This is a genomic window from Kitasatospora sp. NPDC036993 (assembly GCF_055607525.1).
This window is the reverse complement of sequence record NZ_JBVJRP010000001.1, coordinates 444515-465183: the sequence shown is the minus strand read 5'-3', so window position 1 is coordinate 465183 and position 20669 is coordinate 444515. Positions and strand designations below refer to the sequence as shown.

Annotated in this window: 19 protein-coding genes; 8 read left to right on the top strand and 11 right to left on the bottom strand. The window is 73.3% G+C overall.

All coding sequences use genetic code 11. From position 1 onward, the window contains the following. Positions 1-5 precede the first annotated feature (5 nt). Positions 6-905 (bottom strand): ABC transporter permease, encoded by a 900-nt coding sequence (locus ACZ7C5_RS02165; RefSeq protein WP_401089128.1) that lies wholly within the window; start codon positions 903-905, stop codon positions 6-8. Further along, complete coding sequence (locus tag ACZ7C5_RS02160; RefSeq protein WP_470321711.1) at positions 889-1980, bottom strand: ABC transporter ATP-binding protein; 1092 nt, start codon at positions 1978-1980, stop codon at positions 889-891. Before ACZ7C5_RS02160 ends, ACZ7C5_RS02165 begins: the two co-directional genes overlap by 17 nt. Before the next feature lie 217 nt (positions 1981-2197). On the opposite strand from ACZ7C5_RS02160, the gene ACZ7C5_RS02155 reads away from it, so the two are divergent. Genes ACZ7C5_RS02155 through ACZ7C5_RS02140 form a run of 4 tightly spaced genes read left to right on the top strand, consistent with a single transcriptional unit; the run spans position 2198 to position 6082 of the window. After that, positions 2198-2641, top strand: a complete 444-nt coding sequence (locus ACZ7C5_RS02155; protein ID WP_401089131.1) for a hypothetical protein — start codon at positions 2198-2200, stop codon at positions 2639-2641. A gap of 14 nt (positions 2642-2655) precedes the next feature. After that, positions 2656-4938 (top strand): hypothetical protein, encoded by a 2283-nt coding sequence (locus tag ACZ7C5_RS02150; RefSeq protein ID WP_470321710.1) that lies wholly within the window; start codon positions 2656-2658, stop codon positions 4936-4938. Further along, the gene (locus tag ACZ7C5_RS02145; RefSeq protein ID WP_401089135.1) at positions 4935-5558 is read left to right on the top strand and encodes a hypothetical protein; all 624 of its coding nucleotides are present in this window, start codon (positions 4935-4937) and stop codon (positions 5556-5558) included. Before ACZ7C5_RS02150 ends, ACZ7C5_RS02145 begins: the two co-directional genes overlap by 4 nt. Continuing rightward, positions 5555-6082: a hypothetical protein gene (locus tag ACZ7C5_RS02140; protein WP_470321709.1), complete on the top strand. Its 528-nt coding sequence runs from the start codon at positions 5555-5557 to the stop codon at positions 6080-6082. Before ACZ7C5_RS02145 ends, ACZ7C5_RS02140 begins: the two co-directional genes overlap by 4 nt. 43 nt (positions 6083-6125) lie before the next feature. Here ACZ7C5_RS02140 and ACZ7C5_RS02135 read toward each other — a convergent pair whose 3' ends face one another. After that, on the bottom strand, positions 6126-7013 hold the full coding sequence (locus ACZ7C5_RS02135) for an LLM class flavin-dependent oxidoreductase (RefSeq protein ID WP_470321708.1): 888 nt from the start codon (positions 7011-7013) through the stop codon (positions 6126-6128). A gap of 56 nt (positions 7014-7069) precedes the next feature. Further along, positions 7070-7981 carry a serine/threonine-protein kinase gene (locus tag ACZ7C5_RS02130; protein WP_401089142.1) on the bottom strand — a complete coding sequence of 304 codons (912 nt, stop codon included), beginning with the start codon at positions 7979-7981 and terminating at the stop codon, positions 7070-7072. A 97-nt stretch (positions 7982-8078) separates the two neighbouring features. Here ACZ7C5_RS02130 and ACZ7C5_RS02125 point away from each other — a divergent pair, with 97 nt between their 5' ends. From ACZ7C5_RS02125 to ACZ7C5_RS02115, 3 genes are all read left to right on the top strand, one after another. Next, on the top strand, positions 8079-8624 hold the full coding sequence (locus ACZ7C5_RS02125) for an RNA polymerase sigma factor (RefSeq protein WP_470321707.1): 546 nt from the start codon (positions 8079-8081) through the stop codon (positions 8622-8624). Between the two features lie 14 nt (positions 8625-8638). Then, entirely contained in the window at positions 8639-9472 is an 834-nt protein-coding gene (locus ACZ7C5_RS02120; RefSeq protein ID WP_470321706.1) for a hypothetical protein, read from the top strand. 94 nt (positions 9473-9566) lie between these two features. Further along, positions 9567-10301, top strand: coding sequence for a hypothetical protein (locus ACZ7C5_RS02115; protein WP_470321705.1), 735 nt, complete (start codon positions 9567-9569; stop codon positions 10299-10301). A 158-nt stretch (positions 10302-10459) separates the two neighbouring features. Here ACZ7C5_RS02115 and ACZ7C5_RS02110 read toward each other — a convergent pair whose 3' ends face one another. Then, positions 10460-10648 carry a hypothetical protein gene (locus tag ACZ7C5_RS02110; RefSeq protein WP_188299315.1) on the bottom strand — a complete coding sequence of 63 codons (189 nt, stop codon included), beginning with the start codon at positions 10646-10648 and terminating at the stop codon, positions 10460-10462. A gap of 161 nt (positions 10649-10809) precedes the next feature. On the opposite strand from ACZ7C5_RS02110, the gene ACZ7C5_RS02105 reads away from it, so the two are divergent. After that, positions 10810-11652: an HAD family hydrolase gene (locus ACZ7C5_RS02105; protein ID WP_401089149.1), complete on the top strand. Its 843-nt coding sequence runs from the start codon at positions 10810-10812 to the stop codon at positions 11650-11652. A 66-nt stretch (positions 11653-11718) separates the two neighbouring features. Here ACZ7C5_RS02105 and ACZ7C5_RS02100 read toward each other — a convergent pair whose 3' ends face one another. The 6 genes from ACZ7C5_RS02100 to ACZ7C5_RS02075 form a co-directional block, all read right to left on the bottom strand. Beyond that, positions 11719-12654 (bottom strand): phosphate ABC transporter ATP-binding protein, encoded by a 936-nt coding sequence (locus tag ACZ7C5_RS02100; protein ID WP_401089152.1) that lies wholly within the window; start codon positions 12652-12654, stop codon positions 11719-11721. 23 nt (positions 12655-12677) lie between these two features. Continuing rightward, positions 12678-13589: a sortase gene (locus tag ACZ7C5_RS02095; protein ID WP_401089154.1), complete on the bottom strand. Its 912-nt coding sequence runs from the start codon at positions 13587-13589 to the stop codon at positions 12678-12680. Continuing rightward, positions 13586-15433, bottom strand: coding sequence for a substrate-binding domain-containing protein (locus tag ACZ7C5_RS02090; RefSeq protein ID WP_470321704.1), 1848 nt, complete (start codon positions 15431-15433; stop codon positions 13586-13588). Before ACZ7C5_RS02090 ends, ACZ7C5_RS02095 begins: the two co-directional genes overlap by 4 nt. Before the next feature lie 38 nt (positions 15434-15471). Continuing rightward, on the bottom strand, positions 15472-16716 hold the full coding sequence (gene pstA, locus ACZ7C5_RS02085) for a phosphate ABC transporter permease PstA (RefSeq protein ID WP_401089157.1): 1245 nt from the start codon (positions 16714-16716) through the stop codon (positions 15472-15474). Between the two features lie 70 nt (positions 16717-16786). Then, positions 16787-17818, bottom strand: a complete 1032-nt coding sequence (gene pstC / locus ACZ7C5_RS02080) for a phosphate ABC transporter permease subunit PstC (protein ID WP_401089158.1) — start codon at positions 17816-17818, stop codon at positions 16787-16789. A 110-nt stretch (positions 17819-17928) separates the two neighbouring features. Further along, the gene (locus ACZ7C5_RS02075) at positions 17929-20493 is read right to left on the bottom strand and encodes a hypothetical protein (RefSeq protein WP_470321703.1); all 2565 of its coding nucleotides are present in this window, start codon (positions 20491-20493) and stop codon (positions 17929-17931) included. Between the last annotated feature and the right edge of the window lie 176 nt (positions 20494-20669).

The following is a 20669-nucleotide window of genomic DNA, read 5'->3' as shown; positions in this document are numbered from 1 at the left end:
TCGAATCAGACGCGGCTGTAGCGGCGCAGCAGCAGCCGGTACGAGCCCGCCACCATGGCCACCGCGACGAGCGCGAACACCACCAGACCGAGGCCGCCGGGCGCGTGCCGGCGGTCGAAGCCCTCGCCGAGCCCGAACAGCTCGTTGACCACGGAATCCACCAGCAAGGTGGGCGAGATCAGCCCCGACCACTGCATCGCGTCGCTGCCGCCGTTGGAGGGGTTGCTGATCCCCACCGCGATGGCGCCCAGCGCGGTGCTGACCGTCAGGTAGCCCATGATGGCGGCGACCCCGAAGCCCCGGCGCGGGGTGGTGGCCGCGATCAGCACGGCCACCGAGGTCGGCACCAGGGCGTACAGCACGGCCGCGGCCAGGCCGTACAGGAAGTGCCCGGTGTTGTGCCCGAAATCCATCCCGCCGAGCAGCGAGCCGACGTACAGCACCAGCAACGGGGCCGTCATCAGCAGCAGTTGGGCGCAGACCATGGCGCCGAACTTGGCCCGGACGTAGTCGGAGTGGGTGATCGGGCGGGAGAAGTAGAGCGGGACGGTCAGGTAGCGCAGGTCCCGGGAGAGCAGCACCGGGGCCTGGGAGGCCAGGAAGACCGAGACCACCAGGCTGAAGTTGGAGAGGTAGCCGGCGTACTCGACCGGCAGCTCCTCCCGCTTCATCACGATCGCCAGCGCCACGAAGATCACCGCGGGCAGCGTCATGACGCCCAGCACGAGCATCGGCAGCACCTTGGACTTGCCGGAGCGGCCGAGGCCGTACGCGGCGCGCAGGCTCTGGGTGAAGAGCGCGCGGGTGGCGTAGGCGCGGCCGAGCCGGGGGCCGGCGTAGCCGCGGTAGCCGATGTCGTGGATGACGCCGGTGTCGGTGGGCCTGGTCTCAGGAGGCAGCGCCATCGTTCGTCCCTCCCTTGCTCTGCTCGGTGTCCCTGCCCCGGCCGGCGTCCTGGGCCTCGTCGGCCTGCTGGGCGTCGGCCTGTTGGGCGTCGGTGTGCTGGGCGTCGGTGTGCTGGGCGTCGGCGTGCTGGGCGTCGGCGTGCTGGGCGTCGTCGGTGAAGAGCTCGGCGACCCGGTGGCGGCGCTGCTCCAGCCGGACCAGGCCGAGGCCCAGACCGGCGACGGTGTCGCGGATCGTGTCGTACGTCGAGTCGTCGGCCAGCCGGACCAGCAGCAGGTGCGAGCCCTCCGACTGGACGGACAGGCCGGCCGCGGCGAGGCGCTCGCGCACCAGCGGCCCCGGCTCCGCGCCGTGGTCCTCCGGGAGGTCGGTGACCTCCACCGCGAGGACGGCCGTCGCCTCGGTGAAGGAGGCGGTGGAGGAGGAGCGCAGCAGCTTGCCGCCGTCGATCACGACCAGGTGGTCGCAGGTGCGCTCCAGCTCGCCGAGCAGGTGGGTGGTGACCAGCACCGAGATGCCGAAGTCGGTGTGCACCCTGCGGATCAGCCCGAGCATCTCGTCCCGGCCGGCCGGGTCGAGGCCGTTGGTCGGCTCGTCCAGCAGCACCAGCTTCGGGTCGTGCACCAGTGCCTGGGCGAGTTTGACCCGCTGCTTCATGCCGGTCGAGTAGCCGCCCATCGGGCGGTACCGCTCCTCGTACAGGCCGACGTGCCGCAGGGTGTCCGCGGTGCGCTCACGGGCCGCGGTGGCGGGCAGGCCCGCCATCCGGGCCATGTGCACCACGAACTCGGTCGCGGAGACGTCCGGTGGCAGGCAGTCGTGCTCGGGCATGTAGCCGACCTGCGCGCGGATCTCGGGGCCCCGGGTGGCGATGTCCAGGCCGAGGACCTCGCCCCGGCCCGACGTCGCCGGGGCCAGCCCGAGCAGGATCTTGATCAGTGTGGACTTGCCCGCGCCGTTGGCCCCGACCAGACCGACCACACCCGGCCGCACCTCTACGGTGAGCTGGTCGAGGGCGGTGACGCGGGGAAACCTCTTGGTGAGGCCGTCCGTCTTGATGACAGCTGTGGACACGTCGACCAACGTAACGGTCCTGTCCGGCAAGGGGCATGAGCTGGAATGACGAGGCCGTCTGCTGCTGCGGTATGACGTCGGGCCCCCGCACCCCTAGGGGGTCGGCAAAGGCGGAACCCGCCTGTACTCTTTGTCGGCATCTTGACGTACTTGCCGAACTCTTTGCCGACGGGGGTGCTGGAGCAGCAGCGCTCCGGCACGGAGGGGATCGATCGACATGTCTGACCGGGCGACCGCGTTCGACCGGATGATGAACCCTTGGGCCTATGACGCGGACGGGAACCTGACCGCCCAGGCCCGCGCCCAGGAGACGGCCCGCACCCGGATCAACTCGGCCTCGGCGGCCGGTGGCGGCGGTGGCGGCGGTGGCGGTGGCTTCAGCGCCGACCCCGGCGCGCTCACCGCCGCGGGGAACAGCTCCGACCAGATCCACGCCCGGCTCAACGCCGACGGGCGCGGCGCCGACGAGGCCACCGCCAAGGTCTCCACCGCGCTCGCCGACTGGAGCACCGGCAAGGCCGCGCAGGGCGTCGCCGGCACCTGGGACCAGTGCGTCGCCGCCCTCGGCGCCACCGTCGGACAGACCACCCAGGCGCTGCGCGCCACCGCCGCCGGCTACCGGCAGAACGAGTCGGCCGTCCAGCACGACCTCGGCGCCTGAGAGGACCCCCAGCGATGGTCGACTTCCACGAACTCAGCACCGCCGACTTCGGCGTCCTGGACAACGCCGTCACCGCCTGGACCACCGTGGCCCAGAAGATCAAGTCGATGGACGACGACTGGGACAGCACGGTGATCGCCAAGGTGAACTCCGCCTGCTGGAGCGGCCCCTCGGCGGACCAGGCCCGCCCCGGACTCCAGCGCACCAACGAGCAGTTGACCGCCGCCGTGACCGAGGCGAACGCCTTCGCCTCGATCTTCAAGGAGGCGTCGACCGAGTTCAAGGCGGCAAAGGCCAAGCTGGACAAGGCCGTCGCGGACGCCCGCGCCGCCGGACTGACCGTCACCGACAACGGCACCGTCAGCTGGCCCCCGGCCGACTCCGCCACCCGGCACGACCACGAGGCCCTCCGGGACTACCAGAAGGAGTGGGGCGACAAGGCGGAGGCCGCCCGCAAGGCGATCGACGCCGCCGTCGCCGAGGCCACCGCCGCCGACGAGCGGATCGCCTACGCGCTGCGCGCCGACAGCACGACCGACCCGCAGAAGTCCTTCAACGGCAAGGCCATCGGCGGCGGCCCCGAGGCCGACGGCAAGCGCGCCGCCCGGCTCGCGGCCAGGGGCGGCGACATCACCGAGCCCGAACTCACCGAGCTGAACTCGCTGCTGGCCTCGCACGGCGACGACCCGAAGTTCGCCACCAAGTTCTACCAGGACCTCGGCCCGGACGGCCTGATCAAGTCCTGGAACGGCATGGTCGGCGACCCGGCGCACCCCCGCGACGACAAGGACCCGCGCTGGAAGGCCTACCAGCGGCTCCAGAAGAACCTGGGGCTCGGCCTGGCCACCGCCACCCGCACCACCAACGAGCCGCACCTGTCCGACGAGTGGGCCGCCGCCCTGCGCAAGGCCGGCTCCCAGCCGGTCTGGGACAAGCCGTACCGGGCCTCGGGCCTGGACTACGTGCCGTACGGCTACCAGGTGCTCTCCGGCATCCTGATGAACGGGAACTACGACGCCCACTTCATCAACCCGATCGCCGAGCACGTCACCCAGCTCGACACCCAGGACAGGTACTGGCCGGCCCCGATGCCCGGCTCCAGGATCCAGGGCTTCAACCTGAGCGGAGGCGACGAGGCGGGCTCCGGCTTCCGCCCCACCACCGCCGTGCTGGAGGCGCTCGCGCACAGCCCGGAGGCGGCCGACACGTTCTTCACCGAGCGGCCGACCGCGTACAACGAGGACGGCACGGTCAACCAGGGCGGCAAGCCCAAGCCCTCGGACTACTTCGACTACTACGCCCACGACAAGGACTGGATCCCGGACACCACCTCGCGGGACTCCACGGTGTGGGACCAGAGCAAGCAGGCCGGGCCGGCCGCCTTCGGCCGCGCCCTGGAGGCCGCCACCACCGGCCACCCGTACGACGAGCCCGGCCCCGTCCCGCCGGAGCGGCACACCACCGAGCAGTCCGACCTGATGAAGCGGGTCGTGGACACCTTCGGCCCGCACGGCGACGACGGCGCGCTGGACGACATCAAGGGCGACGGCAAGCTCGCCGCCATGCGGGGCAGCCTCGGACACATGACCGCCGAGTACATCGGCGACGTGCAGAACTCCCTCTCCCACGGCACCGACCTGCCGGTCAACGGCTCCCCCGCCGCTCTCGACGCCTCCTCCGTGGCCGGGCTGCTCGACGCGCTCGGACGCGACCCGGACGCGTACGGCGCGGTGACCAACGCCAACCAGGCGTACACCACCGCCCTCATCCGCGGCCACCTGGACAGCGGGCAGACCGACTTCGCCCGGCTGGAGTCGGACATCAAGCACGACGCGGAGTCCGGCGGCGTCGTCGGCGGCTACCTCAACCAGGCCCGGGTCGACGAGGTGCACAACCAGCACGCCGCCTCCGACAAGGAGTTCAACGACGCGCTGGAGAAGAACGTCGGCTACGGCAAGACCGCCTTCAACTCCGTCATCGGCACCGTGACCGACAAGATCCCGCTCGGCGGCGAGATCGCGGGCGAGATCGTCGACTCGATCGCCGAGAGCGTGATCGAGGCCAACAAGAAGGACACCACCGAGGACGGGCGCCAGGAGAGCCGCAACCACACCGCCGAGGCCGAGGGCCGGGTGGCTCGGGGGGCCGACCAGGCGGTCAGGGACGCCGGCTCCGGCACCGGGGTGACCCGCCAGGACATCGACCGGCTCGCCAACAGCGCCCGCGACAGCTCCCTCCAGGGCATGGCGCGCGGCACGGCGAACAACGTGAGCACCAACGCGAAGGGCGACGCGTGAGCGGACTCGCGGCCCGCTGGGCCCGGCTCCTGGCCGGCCGGTGGGCGGGGCGGTGGGCCGGCCGGTGGGCGGGGCGCCTCCACGATCCGCTGCTGCTGCCGGCCGTGCTGGTCGTGGCGGTGGCGGCCGCCGGGTACATCGGTTACCGGGACTGGCAGGGCCACCGCCCGGTCGAGGCCGCAGGACGGTCGGCCCAGCTCTGCCGGCAGCCCACCGGCGCCGACACCCCGCTCGGACGGCTGCTGCCGCCCGGCCGGCAGGACTCCGAGGAGCGGATCCGCTCCGGCGTCCGCGCCACCGACCAGCAGACCTGCACCGTCCGGATCGACGGACGCACCGTGCTCACGGTGACGTCCGTCCTGCGCACCGGGGACATCGCCCTGACCTCCGCGGACGCCCGGCGCCGGGACGCCCGCCCCTTCGACGTGCCCGGCCTGTCCGCGGCCTGGCCGGGCGGCGCCGTCGCGGCCCAGTACTGCCTGACCGGCCCGAGCGGCTACGTCGAGGTGCAGGTCACCGCCGGGGAGGCGGCCCGCGCCGACGGTGCGGACGGCCTCGACGCCCTCGAACAGGTCGACCGCGCCGCCCTGGCGGCGCTCACGAAGGAGCTCTGCCGGTGAAGCACCCCCGGGCCCTGACCGCGGGCGGCGCCGCGCTGCTGCTCGGCGGCGGCCTGCTCGGCTGGCACCTGTACCTCGGCCACACCGCCTACCGGCCGCCGGCCGTCGCCCTGTCGCACGGCGAGTGCCTCGGCCTGCTCGACGACCCGGACGTCACCGCGCTGCTCGGCGGCGCTCCCCGGGTCTACGTACAGACCGACCACCGGACGGCGGACGCGACCGCCCCGGCGTCCGTCCGGTGCTCGGTCAACGGCGAGGGCGGGCTGCTGCTCACCGCCGAAGCCTCGGTCGGCGCCGAGCTGACCGGCGGCGACAGCCGCGGGGCGGCCAACTTCGAATGCGTGCTGGACGGCAGGAGCACCGGCTACCGGGCCGTGGTCAGGCTCACCGGCAAGGACGGCAGGGCCCTCGCGGACGAACCCGGCCGCAAGCGGATGGGCCGGCTGGCCGGCGGCTTCGCCGAGCGCGCCGCCGGGAGGCAACTCGGCTGCGCGGGCGGCGCCGAGCGGCTCGACGTGATGTGAGCCGCCCGGCGCCGGGGAGGGACCGAGGCCGGCCGTCTCCGGCTCAACCCAGCTGGGCGAGGCCCTCGGTGGCGATCCGCTCGAAGACGGCGAGGTCGTTCTCGAAGATCGAGTCGGGGACCGGCCAGTGGATCACCAGCTCGGTGATCCCGATCTCCCGGTAGGTGCCCGCCCAGTCGACGAACGCGTCCAGCGAGGCCAGCGGCCGCTCCGCGGTCGAACCCTGGAGCAGCACCTTCTCCAGCCCGGCCACGTCCCGGCCGGCCGCCTCACAGGCCGCGGTCAGCTTCCCGACCTGCGCCGCGACCACACCGGGAGCCTGCTCGACGGGCACGTCCGCCGGGCCCTTCGGGTCGCCGTACGTCACCCAGCCCTGCCCGTACTCGGCGGCCAGCCGCATGCCGCGCGGCCCGGCGGCCGCCACGTAGAACGGCAGCCTCGGGGTCTGCACGCAGCCGGGGACGTTCCGCGCCTCGACCGCCGAGTAGTACGTCCCCTCGCGGGTCGTGGCGTCGTTGCGCAGCAGCTCGTCCAGCAGCGGCACGAACTCCCCGAACCGGTCCGCCCGTTCCTTCGGCGACCACGCGTCCTGCCCCAGCGCCGTCGCGTCGAAGCCCGTCCCGCCGGCCCCGATCCCCAGCGTGAACCGCCCACCGGACACGTCGTCCAGCGTGATCAGATCCTTCGCCAGCGTCACCGGGTGCCGGAAGTTCGGCGAGGACACCAGCGTGCCCAGCCGCAGCCGCTCGGTGGCCGTGGCCGCCGCCGTCAGCGTCGGCAGCGAGCCGAACCACGGCTCGTCCTGGAACGACCGCCAGCTCAAGTGGTCGTACGTGTAAGCGGCGTGGAACCCGAGTTCCTCGGCCCGCCGCCAGATCTTCTGCCCCTCGCTCCACCGGTGGATGGGGAGGATCACCGTGCTCAGTCGCATGGCAGCGACCCTACGGTAGCCGTCAGCGGCCGGGGCCCTCCGACTTGACGACCGCTTCAGCGCCGCAGCCAGCTCAGCAGGGTCGCCGCCGTGAACGCCGTGGCCGACGCCAGCCAGACCGCGCGCGGGGTCAGCCACCCGGGGCCTTCCGGCGGCCGGGACTGCGGGACCGGAGCCAGCAGCGCGTCCGCGAAGGCCTGGGCGGTCGGCGGTCGGTCCGCCGGCTCGACGGACATCGCGGCCCGTAGCAGCACGGCGACGTTCGGCGGGAGCTCCGCTCCGGCGGGGAGCGCCGGCAGCGTCGAGGCGGTCTGCCGGTCGGTCATCAGGGCTGTGGCGCGTCCGCCCGGGCCGAACGGCTTCTGCCCGGTCAGCAGCTCGTAGGCCACGACGGCCAGCGCGTACACGTCGGCCCTCCCGTCGAACCCGCCGGTCTGGAAGGCCTGTTCCGGTGCCATGTACGCGGGCGTGCCCGTGGTCACCGTCAGCCCGGAGGCGTCGGCCAGTTGCTTGGCGCTGCCCAGGTCCGCCACCAGCACCGCGGCGGGCGCGGGGCCGGCGGCGAGCAGCAGGTTGGACGGCTTGACGTCGCGGTGCACCACGCCCGCCTCGTGCAGGACCTGAACCGCGTAGCCCGCCTCCGCGGCCAGCCGCAGCGCCTCCTGCGGGTCGCACTGCCCGACCCGGTCCGCCAGGGTGCCGCCACGTACGTGGTCCATGACGAAGTAGGGCCGGTCCTCCTGCACCCCGACGTCGTGCACCCGGACCACCCGCGGGCTGGCGATCCGGCGCAGCAGCCTCGCCTCCGCCAGGAACCGCTCGCGCACATCCGCGTTGGCGGCCCAGTTCTCGGCCAGCACCTTCACCGCGACCTCGGTGTCGAGCTCCGGATCGTAGGCCTTCCAGACCGTCGCGAAGGAGCCGGCTCCGAGCCGCTCCTGGAGGAGGTAACGGCCGAGCTTGCGCATGTGGCAGCATTCTGCCGGAGTCGGGGGGAGTGCGGAACTCCCGTTCGACGGGCGGGGTGCCAGACGGTGCCGGGCGGGGCGGAACGGGGGGATCCGGGTGTTCGAGGACGGCGAGCTGGAACGGCTCGTGGCGGCCGCTCAGGCGGGGGAGCCCGGCTCGACGGAGTACCTGCTGGCCAAGCTGCGGCCGGTGGTGCTGCGCCGCTGCTCGCGCTTCCTGCCCCACCACGCCGACGCGGAGGAGGCCGCGCAGGACGCGCTGCTGTCCATCAGCACGCACCTCGGCGGGTACGGCGGCCACGGCTCCTTCCTGGGCTGGGTGACGGTGATCGCCTCGAACGCCGCCCGGTCCACCTACCGCTCGATGCGCCGGCGCGCCGAGGACAGCCACGCCGACCTCCCCGAGTCCGTCGACCCGCGTACCACCAGCGTCATCGCCGGGACCCGGCTCGACCTGATGGAGGCGCTGGCCGCGCTGGAGCGGCAGCACCCCACCCTGGTGGAGGCCTTCGTGCTGCGCGACCTCGGCGGCCTGACCTACGTCCAGGTGGCCGAGGAACTGGACGTTCCGCTGGGCACGGTCAAGGACCGCATCCACCAGGCCCGCCGCTTCATGCGCGAGCGCCTGGTCACCGGTCTGTGAAGGGCGGTCCTGCGGTGGGCGGCGGCCACGCCGTCGTCCGGCCCCGGTCCGCCGTCGCCGCCCTGGTCGCCGCCGCCACGCTCGGGCTGGTGACCGGCCGGTTCGTCCTGCCGCCGCCCCCCGGCGGCACCGGGCACCCGGCGGCGCGGCCGGGTGCCGCGGTCGGCGGGGCCTCCTCGGGCGCGTCCGCTCCCGCGACGCCCGACGGGTCCGTCCCGGCGCCCGGGACCTCGGCCTCCGGCTCACCGACCGGTGCGACCGGTGCGACCGGGCCGGTGACGACCGCGAACCTTCTGGAGCCCGCGGCGTTCGGCCCGGACCTCGACACCGAGCGGATCCACGTCACCGACCGCTTCGGCGACGGGGCTTACGCCAACGCGGCCTGCTCCGGCGAGAAGACCCTCACGCAGACCCTGGGCGGGCCCGGTGCCCACTTCCGCGGACTGATGACCGGCTCCCGCACCTCCCCGGAGGACCCCACGCGGTCCGCCGACCACGGCGGCCAGGTCGCCCGCGAGGTGGCCGCCGCGGCCCAGAGCCCTTCCCTGGCACAGAACTTCGCCGACCGCCTGCTGCTGGAGGAGGTGCCCTGCCAGGAGGCGGCGCCAGGGCACTGGGTCTACGGAAGGACCACGACGGTGCGGCTCGCCCCGGACGTCACCGCGAGCTGGATGGGCAGCTACCAGGGATCCCTCAACACCACCCGTACGGCGCCCGAGGGCAAGGAGCCCTGCGGCGGCATCGCCGTGCTGCGCAGCGGCAACCACTACGCGGTGCTGGAGGTCGATGCCTGCCTGGGGACGGCCGCGATGGACCGTGTGGTCAGGACCGCTCTGTCACAGCTGTGAAACAGCCGGTCCGGGCTCCAACTTTCCCTTCTCCGGCGGCATCTCCCCGGTCGTACGAGGACGCAGCGGGCGTCCCGACCAGCAGGGGGACCAGATGACCGAGAACCAGGCCGTCCAGCAGAAGTCCGTTCGCCGCAACCGGGTCGCCACCGCGGCCTGCTTCGCCGCCTCACTGATCACGGTCAGCGTCGTCGGCGGGAGCCAGTCGGCCACCGCCGACGGGACCGCGCCCGACGCCGCGCACCGTGCCGCGGTCGCCGCCCAGCCGGTCACCGGCGCCACCGCCCACCCGGCCGCGGTCGCGGCCGCCGCGCCCGGACTCGGCTCCGCCGGCCTCGTCCAGAGCGAGGACTCCTCCCGGCAGGGCCTGAACCCGGTCGGCGCGACCATCGATCTGACCGGACGCGAGGGGCTGTCCGCCTGCTCCGGCGAGGAGACGATGCGCGGCCTGACCGCGGGCAAGGCCACCGGGTACGCGTCCGTGACCTGGACCTTCGACACCGACAGCCGACTGAAGGAGTCGGCTGCGAGCGCCCCCACCGGGACCGCGGCCGACAGCTGGGAGAAGCAGCTCGTCGCGCTCGTCCAGGAGTGCCAGGACGAGCCCGCCGGCCACTGGTACTACGGCGCGGCCCACACCCTGACCGTCAACGGCGGCACCGCCCGCTGGTACCTGTCCTACAACGGCGACGGCGCCGTCAGCGGCGGGGCCGCGGTCCTGCGTACCGGCACCAGGGTCGCCGTCGTCGAGCTCACCGGCCGGCCCACCGACGTCCCGGCCTCCGTCGAGGGCGTCGTCACCGCGGCACTGAACCGCCTCCGCTCCTGAACGGCGGCCCCGCACCGCCCGCGCCGGCGGGCGGAGCGGGTCAGGGGTATCACGTCCACTGGGCGTCCGATCGCCCGTAGCGGTGGGCTGTGCCTTCGAGGGCCCGTGAGCGGGCGCGGCCGTGGGCGGGTGGGCCGGTTGCGGGCCCCGGCCGGGCGCTACGGGTGGGGGCGGGTGCGCTGGGCGGGGAGGGAGGGGGCGGCGGTGCGGCGGGCCAGGTCGGCGAGGGTGTGGAAGAGGACGTCGCCGAGCAGGACCGGGTCGCGCGAGGCGGCGGGCGCCTGCGGGTCGCCGGGGTCGGGGCGGGCGGTCTGGGGCGGCTGGTCACTGAGCTGGCGTGTGGGCATGGCTCTTCCTGCCGACGGGGTGGCCGTGGGCAGTCATGCCCGGCGTGTCCTGCCGGGGACCACCGGCGCGGGCGGATCGGCCGGAAACGGCGCATGAAGGGCTTGATCACGGCGAGGACGGCGGCCGGGCGCGGGCCCGTGACGGTGACCTCGGGGCACCGATGGGCGAAGATGGACCGGTGACCGAACCGCGCACCGCCCTCCGCCTCATCGCCACCGACCTGGACGGCACCCTGCTCTGCTCCGGCGGCACCGTCTCCGACCGCACCGCCGCGGCGCTGGCGGCGGCCGAGGCGGCCGGGGTGCAGGTGGTGTTCGTGACCGGGCGGCCGCCGCGCTGGATGCGGCAGGTGAGCCCGCACATCGGCGGGCACGGGGTGGCGATCTGCTCGAACGGCGGCGCGGTGGTGGACGTGCGGCGCGGCGAGCTGCTGGAGAGCTTCCCGCTGCCGGTGGAGACCACCCTGGCGGTGGTCGAGGCGCTGCGGGCCAGGCTGCCCGGCACCGCGTTCGCCTTCGAGTACCCGGGCGGCTGGGCCAGGGAGGCCGGGTACGCGGTGCCGATGTGGGGCGACGAGCTGGAGCACGAGGTCGGCAGCGCGGAGGAGCTGCTGGGTGCCGGCGGTCCGGTCCGGGGCCTGTTCAAGCTGCTGGCCAAGCACCCTGACCTCGACCCGGACAAGTTCCTCGCGGAGGCCGGGGAGGCGGCCGGGCACCTGGCCGAGATCACCCGCTCCGCGGCGATCCCGCTGCTGGAGATCAGCGCGCCCGGCGTCACCAAGGCCAGCACGCTGGCCCGCTGGTGCGCCGGGCGCGGGATCGACCGGAGCGAGGTGGTGGCCTTCGGCGACATGCCGAACGACCTGGAGATGCTGGCCTGGGCCGGCACCGCCTACGCCGTCGCCAACGCGCACCCGCGGGTGCTGGCCGCGGTGCCGCTGCACACCGTGAGCAACGAGCAGGACGGCGTCGCGGCGGTGCTGGAGCGGCTCCTCGGCCGGTAGGGCCGCAGGAGCCGCCCCACCGGCCCGGACCGGCACAGCCCGGACCGGCACAACCGGCTGGCCGGCCTAGCCGAAGCGGCCGTTGACGTAGTCCGAGGTCCGCTGGTCGCGCGGGCTGCCGAAGATCTGCTCGGTCGGCCCGGCCTCGACGATCCGGCCCGGGGTGTCGTGGGTGGCCAGGAAGAACGCGCAGGACTGCGAGACGCGCTGGGCCTGCTGCATGTTGTGGGTGACGATCACGATGGTGAGCCGCCCGCGCAGTTCGTCGATGGTCTCCTCGACCCTCCGGGTGGAGGTCGGGTCGAGCGCGGAGCAGGGCTCGTCCATCAGCAGGATGTCCGGCGAGACGGCCAACGACCGTGCGATGCACAGGCGTTGCTGCTGGCCGCCGGAGAGCGCCCCGCCCGGGGTGTGCAGCCGGGTGGACACCTCGTCCCAGAGCCCGGCCCGGCGCAGGCTGGTCTCCACCAGGTGCCGGCGCTCCTCCTTGGAGACCTTGATCCCGGCCAGCTTGAGCCCGCTGGAGACGTTGTCCTGGATGGACATCGCCGGGAACGGGTTGGGCCGCTGGAACACCATGCCGATCCGGCGCCGCACCTCGGCGGGGCGCCGGCCCGGCCGGTAGACGTCGTCGCCGTCCAGCAGCACCTCGCCGGCGAGGGCGGCGCCGCGCACCATCTCGTGCATCCGGTTGAGGATCCGCAGGTAGGTGGACTTGCCGCAGCCGGACGGGCCGATCAGCGCGGTGACCTCGCCGGCCGGCATCGCCAGCGAGACCCGCTCCAGCACCTTGCGGCTGCCGAACCAGGCGGAGACCTCCCGGGTCTCCAGCCCGGCCAGCGGCTCGCCGTCCTGGTACCGGCCGTCGGCGCCGTACGGCTCCGCGCCGTACGTCCCGGCGGGCGGCGCGGGGGCGACCGGGGGGAGGGTGATGGTGTCGGCGACGGGGTCGGCCGGTGAGGAGTCGACCAGGGGGGTGTCGGTCAGTGGTGCGTCGGTCATCGGAACGGTCCTCCGGGCGCGCGTCAGTAGAGGTTGGGCAGCAGGGCGGCGGCGTTCTCGTAGACCGCCCAGAGCAGCGCGGCGGCCACCGGCGCGAGGCTCAGGTACGCGGCCGAGCGCCGCCAGAACCGGGCCAGCACCAGGGCGCCGGCCACCGTGCCGAGCAGGCCGAGCGACCACAGCTGGAGCGTGGCCAGCGCGCCCTTGTCCGCGGCAAGCGCCTTGTCGTACGGGATGGTCGCGGGGCGACCGCCGGGGTTCTGCTGCGGGTCGCCCTCCAGCCGGGCGCCGATCAGCACGGTGGAGCCGGGGATCCAGTCGGAGTCGCCGGTGACCAGGACGAGCCGGTTGCGGGCCGGGTCGACGACCGGGTGGTCGCCGTCGCCGTACACGTTGACGGTGTAGGTGAACTTGCCCTGCCCGGTGGTGGCTTCGATCTTGTCGCCGACCCGCAGCCTGGACAGGTCGGCGAACGGGGCGCCGAAGGTGGCGCCGCGGCCGAAGACCACCGCGACCCCGCCCTGGCCGGGCAGCGCGGTGTCCCTGCGGTGGCCGGGGCCGCGCATCAGGTCCCGGCCGGTGGTGCCCTCGACCACCACGGCCTGGTGCAGGCCGATCGCCGGGATGTCCAGCAGCGCCACCGGGGCGCCGTCGGCGGCCGCGCCGGTCGGGGCGACCGCCTTGGCCAGCTGGTCGCGGAAGGTCTTGTACGCGGTCGACTGGTAGTGCCGCTGCTGGACGTGCGAGAGCGTGAACAGGAAGCCGACGAAGCCGAGCACCAGCGCGGCCGCCAGGCTGACCGCCCAGGCGCCCTGGAGGAACCGCCGCCGCCCGGCGGAGACGGCGGCCCTGGCCGGGGCGGCGGGGGTGACGGGGGCGGCCGGCCGCTCCGGCGCGGGCGGCGCGACCGGCTTCTCCAGCACCGGGGCGGTCACGAGGTGCCGCCCGAGCCGTTGCGGCGGCGCAGCAGCCGGCGGCCGAGCAGCGGCGGGACGAGCACCACGGCGAGCAGTTCCAGCGCGGTCAGGGAGGACAGCATCCAGTCCTCGGGCCTGCCGCTGACCTCGACCACGTTGGCGGCCACCTCGGTGGATCCGCCGCGGCCGCGGGCGACCACCTGGCCGGTCTGCGGGTCGATCACGTCCTCGGTGCCGTCACCGCCGGCGCCGGGCGCGTTCGGGTCACCGGCGGCACCGGCAGCACCGGCCGCGTTCGGGTCACCGGCACCACCGGCGGTACCGCCGGCACCACCCGCCGCGTTCGGGTCACCGGCACCACCGGCGGTACCGCCGGCACCACCCGAGCCGGAGCCGCCCGCACCGGTACCGGCCTTGCCGCCGGCGGTGCCGCCGGCCCCGCCGGAGCCACCGTTGCCGCCATTGCCGCCGGTGCCGCCGGTACCGCCGCCCGAACCGGCGTTCGTCGCCTGACCGCCGCAGTTGGCCCCCGCGTCCTTCTTGTCGCACGGGTTCGGCGCCGGCGCGTTCTTGAGGACGGTCAGCTCACCGGCCGAGTTGAAGGTCGGGTTGGCGCAGTTGGCGAGGGTGTCCGGGTTCACCGGGCTGGCGTTGCCGGGGATGCTCTTGGTCTGGAGCAGACCGCCCTTGACCAGGCCGCGCGGGATCGGCGAGTAGCCGAGGCCGTCCGCCTCGCCCTGGCCCTCGCAGAGCACGTAGGAGAGGAAGCGGCTGAGCGCGGAGCCCTTGTCGTTGTTGAACCGCGGCGGCACCGGCTGGGCGGCCCCGGCGCGCGGCACGATCACGTAGCTGTAGCTGGAGATCGGGTAGGCGCGCGGGTCGTCCATGGTGTAGACGCCGTCGAGGTTCTGCTGGAGGTAGTTCGGGTCGGTCGCCGGGGTGTTGTCGTCGACGCCGCGGATCTTCGCCGCGGTGAGCGCCACCGCGACGTTGGAGGCGGTCGGCAGGGAGTAGTAGCCCGCCGCGTTGAGCACCTTGACGACCGGCCAGTTCGAGCGCTTGGCGAAGGCGTACTCGTCGTAGCCGATGGTGCCGAGGTTGTTCGGCTCCTTGATGTAGCCGGCGACGGTGTCGGAGCTGCTCTGCGCGGTCATCCGGCCGGAGGACGGGAAGAACTCGGTGTAGTCACCGCAGGGGACGCCGTTGACGCCCTTGCAGTAGGCCTCCCACTGCTGCTGGTGGGTGTGCTGCATCCACCGGGTGAACTGCGCGGTGGCACCGGAGCCGTCCGAGCGGACCACCGGGGTGATCGGCAGGTTCGGCAGGGTCTTGCCGTAGTCGGCGGTGATCTTCGGGTCGTTCCAGTTGGTGATCTTGTTGGTGAAGATGTCGACGACCGTCTGCGGGGAGAGCCGCAGGTCGCGGACCTGCTTGCCACCGACGACCAGGTTGTACATGAAGGTCGTCCCACCGGCCGTGATCGGCACGTAGGAGTAGCCGTAGACCGGGTTCTCCTTGGTGCCCTGACCGCCGCTGCGGCGCTCGCCGCTGAGGCCGGTGTCGTCCTGCGAGCGGAACGGCACGTCCGTGGCGGTGAAGTCGTCCTGCCCGAGGCTCCAGGCGTTGCGACCGGCCGCCGAGCCGATCGGGTTGAAGTTGATCTGGATGCCCAGCGGGCCGACGTCCTGGCGCCACTGGTCGATGGCGGGGCCGGCCCAGCTGGAACCGTCGGCGTTCAGCGCGACCGAGGCCGCGTACGCCGGGACGCTCTGTCCCAGCAGCAGGGAGGCCGCGGCGAGCAGCAGGGACAGCAGCCCTGCCGCCAGTCGGGCCACGGAGCGCCTTGCGGCCTCCCAGGACATGTGAACTCCTCTGGTTCCGAGGGTGGTTGTACGGCGCATCACTGCTTCTTCGGCTGGTTGACGGACGGACGGGCGACGGCGGCCGCGGCAGCCGCCTCGAGGCGGCGGGCGTTGCGATTGAGCTCGCGCTTCTGGGCCCGCGTCAGCTGGCCGGGCTGCCGTCCGCCGAGCACACGGGCGGTGACGAAGAGGATCAGCACCAGGCCCATGAGGGTCAGTGCGGCGGCGAAGCCTCGCGAGATCATTCCGTCGTAGGGCTGCTTGACGTAGTTCCAGATGTACAGCGGCAGCGACACCTGGTGCTCGGAGAACGGGTTGCCGTTGAACTGCGAGGTGAAGCCGGAGGTGAGCAGCACCGGTGAGGTCTCGCCGACGCCGCGCGCCATGCCGAGCACCACGGCCGTCATCAGGCCGGGGCGGGCGGTGGGCAGCACCACGTTCCACACCGTGCGCCACTGGCTGCCGCCCAGTGCGTACGAGGCCTCGCGCAGGGTGCCGGGCACCAGCCGGATGACCACCTCGGAGGCCCGGGTGACGATCGGCATCATCATCACGGTGAGCGCGAGCGAGGCCGCGAAGCCGCTCTTCTCGAAGCCGAAGGTGATGATCACGATGCCGAGCACGAAGAGCCCCGCGACGATGGACGGCAGCGCCGTCATCGCCTCCACCAGGGTCCGCACCGGCCGCGCCATCCGGCCGCCGACCTCGGACATGAAGACCGCCGCGGCGATGCCCAGCGGAACGGCGAACAGCGTTGCCAGGCCGAGCTGTTCGAGCGATCCGACGATCGCGCCGAGCGCACCGCCGGAGTCGATCGGGGAGAGCGGGCCGGTGCGCTCCATCGACTCGGTGAAGAAGTTCAGATGGCTCGCCGCTTCGATGCCCTTGCTCGCCACGAAGCCGATCTGGTCGACGATCAGCGCGACGACCGCGATCCCGGCGCTCCACGCGACCACGGACACCAGGCGTTCGCGCACCAGCATCGCGCCCCACTGAAGCCGGCCCAGCGCGAAGTAGCCGGCCAGGAAGAGCGCGTACCAGCAGATCACGAAGCCGGAAGCGCCGCTGAACGGCAGCACGCGCTCGTACAGCAGCCAGTTCAGCCCGAGCGAGCCGACCAGGGCGCCGGCCATGGTGAGGACGTCCTCACGGGTGACGCCGCCGAGCTTGACCTTCTTCTCGGGGCGGGGTTCGCCGGGCCCGGCCGGTGCGGGACCGGCGGCGGGCACCGGACCGGCGGCGGGCCCGGACGCCGCGGCCGGCGGCAGGTCGAGCGTGGTCATCGGGTGGTCCCTTCACGGTGGTTCGGGCCGCGGTCGGCCGCGAGGCGGAGAAATCGACCGTCCGTCATGTTCAGTCCGCCGTCGAGGCGCCGGAGCGGGACCGGTTGATCACGAAGCCGGCCCCCACGTTGACCACCAGGGTGAGCGCGAACAGCACCAGGCCGGCCGCCATCAGCGCGGAGAGCGAGAGCTTGTCCGACTCGCCGAAGCGCAGCGCGATCAGCGCCGAGATCGAGTTGGCGCCGTTCTCCAGGATGTGCGTGATGGTCTTGAAGTTCGGCGAGATGATCAGCGCCACCGCGATGGTCTCGCCCATCGCGCGGCCGAAGCCCAGCATCACCGCGCCGATGACGCCGCCCTTGCCGAACGGCAGGACGACCGTGCGCACCATCCCCCAGCGGGTGGAGCCCAGCGCGTACGCGCCCTCCCGCTCGCCCTGCGGCGCCTGGGAGAAGACCTCCCGGCTGAGCGAGGTGATGATCGGAATGATCATCAGGGAGACCACCACGCCGGCGATGAAGGTCGAGGAGGTGTAGGAGGTGCCGATGTCCCCGGTGCGCACCTTGAGGAAGGGGATGTACTCCCCCAGGTGGTTGGCCATCCAGCGGACGAAGCCGACGATCCTCGGCTGGAGGAAGAACAGGCCCCACAGGCCGTAGACGATGCTGGGGATCGCCGCCATCAGGTCGATCAGCGAGATCAGCGTGGCACGCAGCCGCGGGGGCGCGTACTCGGCGATGAAGACCGCGGTGCACAGCGCCACCGGAACGGCGATCACCAGGGCGATGACGGCGATCAACAGGCCGTTCGGCAGCACGGCGGCGATACCGAAGTTGTGGGCGGCGGTCTGCCACTTCTGCTCGGTCAGGAAGGACCAGCCGACCGTCCGGAAGGCGTCCGTGCCGCGAAGGAGCAGGAAGAAGGCGATCAGACCCATGATCGCGAACACCGAGAGCCCGGCCACCCGCAGCACGCCGCGGAACACCCGGTCGGCCGGGGTGGCGGGGGCGGTGATGACGCGGGGAACGTCGGTGTCTGGTCCGCGATCGGGTCGGCCCGGCGCCCCGGCGGGCGTTGCCGCGGGCTCGGCGGCGGCTGTCATGGCTGCATCTCCGTGCTCGGGTACGGAGGCCGGGGCGGAGCCCAGGCCCTGAGGGTGGCCCGGCGGGGCCGGAACGGCGGCCCCGCCGGGTCGTACGGACGGCGTGCGCGTCACGGACGGCGGCGCACCCGCGACCAGCCCTTGCGCAGGCCGTTCAGCGCCCGCTCCCCGGCCGGCGTGCCGCCGAGGATGAGCGCCGCAGGGCCGCCGACCAGCAGCACCAGGCCACCGATCAGCGCGACCGGGAGCAGCAGCCTGGCCGCGCCCGAGCGGTCCGCGGCGGGCGTCCCGGCCGCCACCGGTGCGGCGGCCAGCGGGCCGCCGCTCGCGCTCGGCGTGGCGGTGGGCTTCGCGCCCGGCGCGGCGGCCGGGGCGACCGCCCCGGTGCCGCCGGTGGTTCCGGTACCGCCGGTGGAGCCGCCGGTGAGGCCGGAGCCGGACGAACCGTCGCCGGTCGTGCCGCCGGTGCCGCCGGTACCGCCACTGCCGTCGGTGCCCCCGGTGCCGCCGGTGCCGCCGGTGCCCCCGGAACCCTCACCGGAGCCGGACGAGCCGGTGCCCCCGGTGCCCCCGGTGCCGGCCGCACCCTCGCCGCCCTCGGCGGGCGGGGTCGTCGGGGCGACCTGGTTGCCGGGCAGCTTGCCGTCCTGCGCCTCCACGTGCTTGGCGGCGTCCGCCGCCTGCTGGCGCTGGGCGCCGTTCAGGGCCAGGAAGCCCGCCGCCAGCTTGCCCGGCTCGAAGCCGAACACCTGGCCGGTGGTGGTCACCGTCTTCAGGAACTGGGAGACCGCCCCCGCCTTGGCCTCCGGGAGGCCCTGGGTGGGCACCATCGCGTACTGCACGGTGGTCAGCGGGTAGGCCCGCTGGTCCCGCGAGAAGGCCGTGTCGGCGACGCCGTACGGCAGTTGCTGCACGCCGGTGGCCGGGTCGGTCGGCATGTCGGCCACCGCGGCCTGGAAGCCGGAGCCGTCCGGTGAGACGAACTGGCCGGCTGGGTTGAGCAGTTGGGCCTCAGGCAGGGAGAAGGCCTTCGCCTGGCCGGTGTCCATGACGGTGAACAGCGTCCGCTCACCCGGCGGCATGGCCGGGCAGGCGGGATGGGTACCGTCCCCGTTGAGTCTCGCGACCGTGCAGTTGGGCGTGTTCTGGAGGAGCTTGCGGGCCATGTCGCCCAGCCCCATCGTGTTGGGGTTCCACTCGTACTGCTTCCACCGGTCGAACGGGTCTTCGGTGGCCCCGGCGATGCCCGAGGAGTCCTGTCGGATGAAGGACTCGACCGGGTACCCGGAGAAGGTGGGACGCAGGTAGAAGGTGTCCACGTGCATGCCCCACGGGTCGGGCTCGCCGTCCAGGAAGCGTGCCGCGTCCGGGTCCGACACGATCCACGAGGTCAGCTGGTGCACCAGGTCCGTGGTACCGCCGACGACCGTCGGGCTGGAGTTGGCGGTGCTGCAGAACGTCGGCCAGGCCAGCCCGGAGGCCGGCGGAAGGACGTTGAGCTTCAGGAACTCCGGATCCTTGAAGAAGCAGTCGGGGTTGCCCCGGACCGAGGCGATGTCGGAGCTGGCCGGCGAGTAGGACTGGGTGAGCAGCTTCGCCAGCAGCCGGGCGTTGAGCTTCATGTCGCGGATCTGACGGCCCGTCCCCGGATCGTCCACCACGAAGACCACCGAGATGCCGGTCGTCGTCAGCGGGGCGTAGACGTACGGCCTCGCCGGCGGCTCCCGGTCCGGCCGGGCGGTCAGCGCCACGTCCTTGCGGCCGCCCAGGAAGTCCTCCCGGGCCTGCGGCTCCCCGCCGGCCGAGCTGTACTGAAGCGCGAGCGGCGCGCTGCCCTGGCAGAGGCCGGCCCGCCACTGCTGCATGGCCCGGTTGGCCATCTCCAGCCCGGCCAGCGTCATGTCGGCGGTCCGGCCCTCGCACTCGGCCGGGGTGGGCGCGAACTGCAGCGGGATGGCGACGTGGTTCTGCCACGCGCACTGCTCGCTGGTGGTGAGCTGGTTGCGGACGTTGCCCTGGCCCATGACCTTGTCGGTCGCCGTCGGAACGTACCCGTCGGCGGTGACGTCGGCGTCGTGGTTGTCGCAGTTGGTCTTGCCCTTGCGGTTCCAGATCGCGATGCTGTCCCCGCCGTAGTTCGGCTCGACCACGATCGAGCACGGGTGGGTGGCGTCACACCCCAGCGTCGGGCTCTGCACCGCCGTCCAGACCTCGATGTTCGCGAAGCCGGAGCCGTCCGGCCCGGTCGGGGAGAGGGCCATGTTGCTCGGGAAGTCCGGCGTCGTGATGCCGGGCGCGGGCTTCGGCTGCTCGAAGCCCTTCTCCGGGTCCGTGTTGTACAGCGTGCTCCCGTAGCAGTCCGTGATCTTGGGGTCGGCGCCCCGGCACTGGTAGACCCTGACCGGGTAGCGCGCCAGGTCCCCGAACACCGGGGTGACCGGCACCGGCGCCCCCATGAAGTCCACGGTCGGGGTGAACCCGGTCCAGGACACCTGGATGACCTGGTTGGTCAGGTTCTTGGTCTGCGAGACGGTGATGCTGCCGTGAGGGCCCTTCGACTGGCTCTCCGGGATCCAGACCTCCGGTCCCTCCACGGTCGTGGCGGACCCGGTCGCCGCGGTGGCCGGTGCCACCGTGCCCAGGCCGATGGGCACCACGCCGAGCGCGACCACCACCGACCACACCAGCGCGATCGACGGCAGTCGGCGTCTCCACCCCCCCGGTTCTCTCCGGACGGGCAATCGGACTCTCATGACGGGCACCTCCGTGCGGATCCGCGCCGCCGGGATGCGCGACGCGAGGGGGATCGGGCTGCGGGCGCGACCGGCGATTCCGGTACGCATCCATTCGG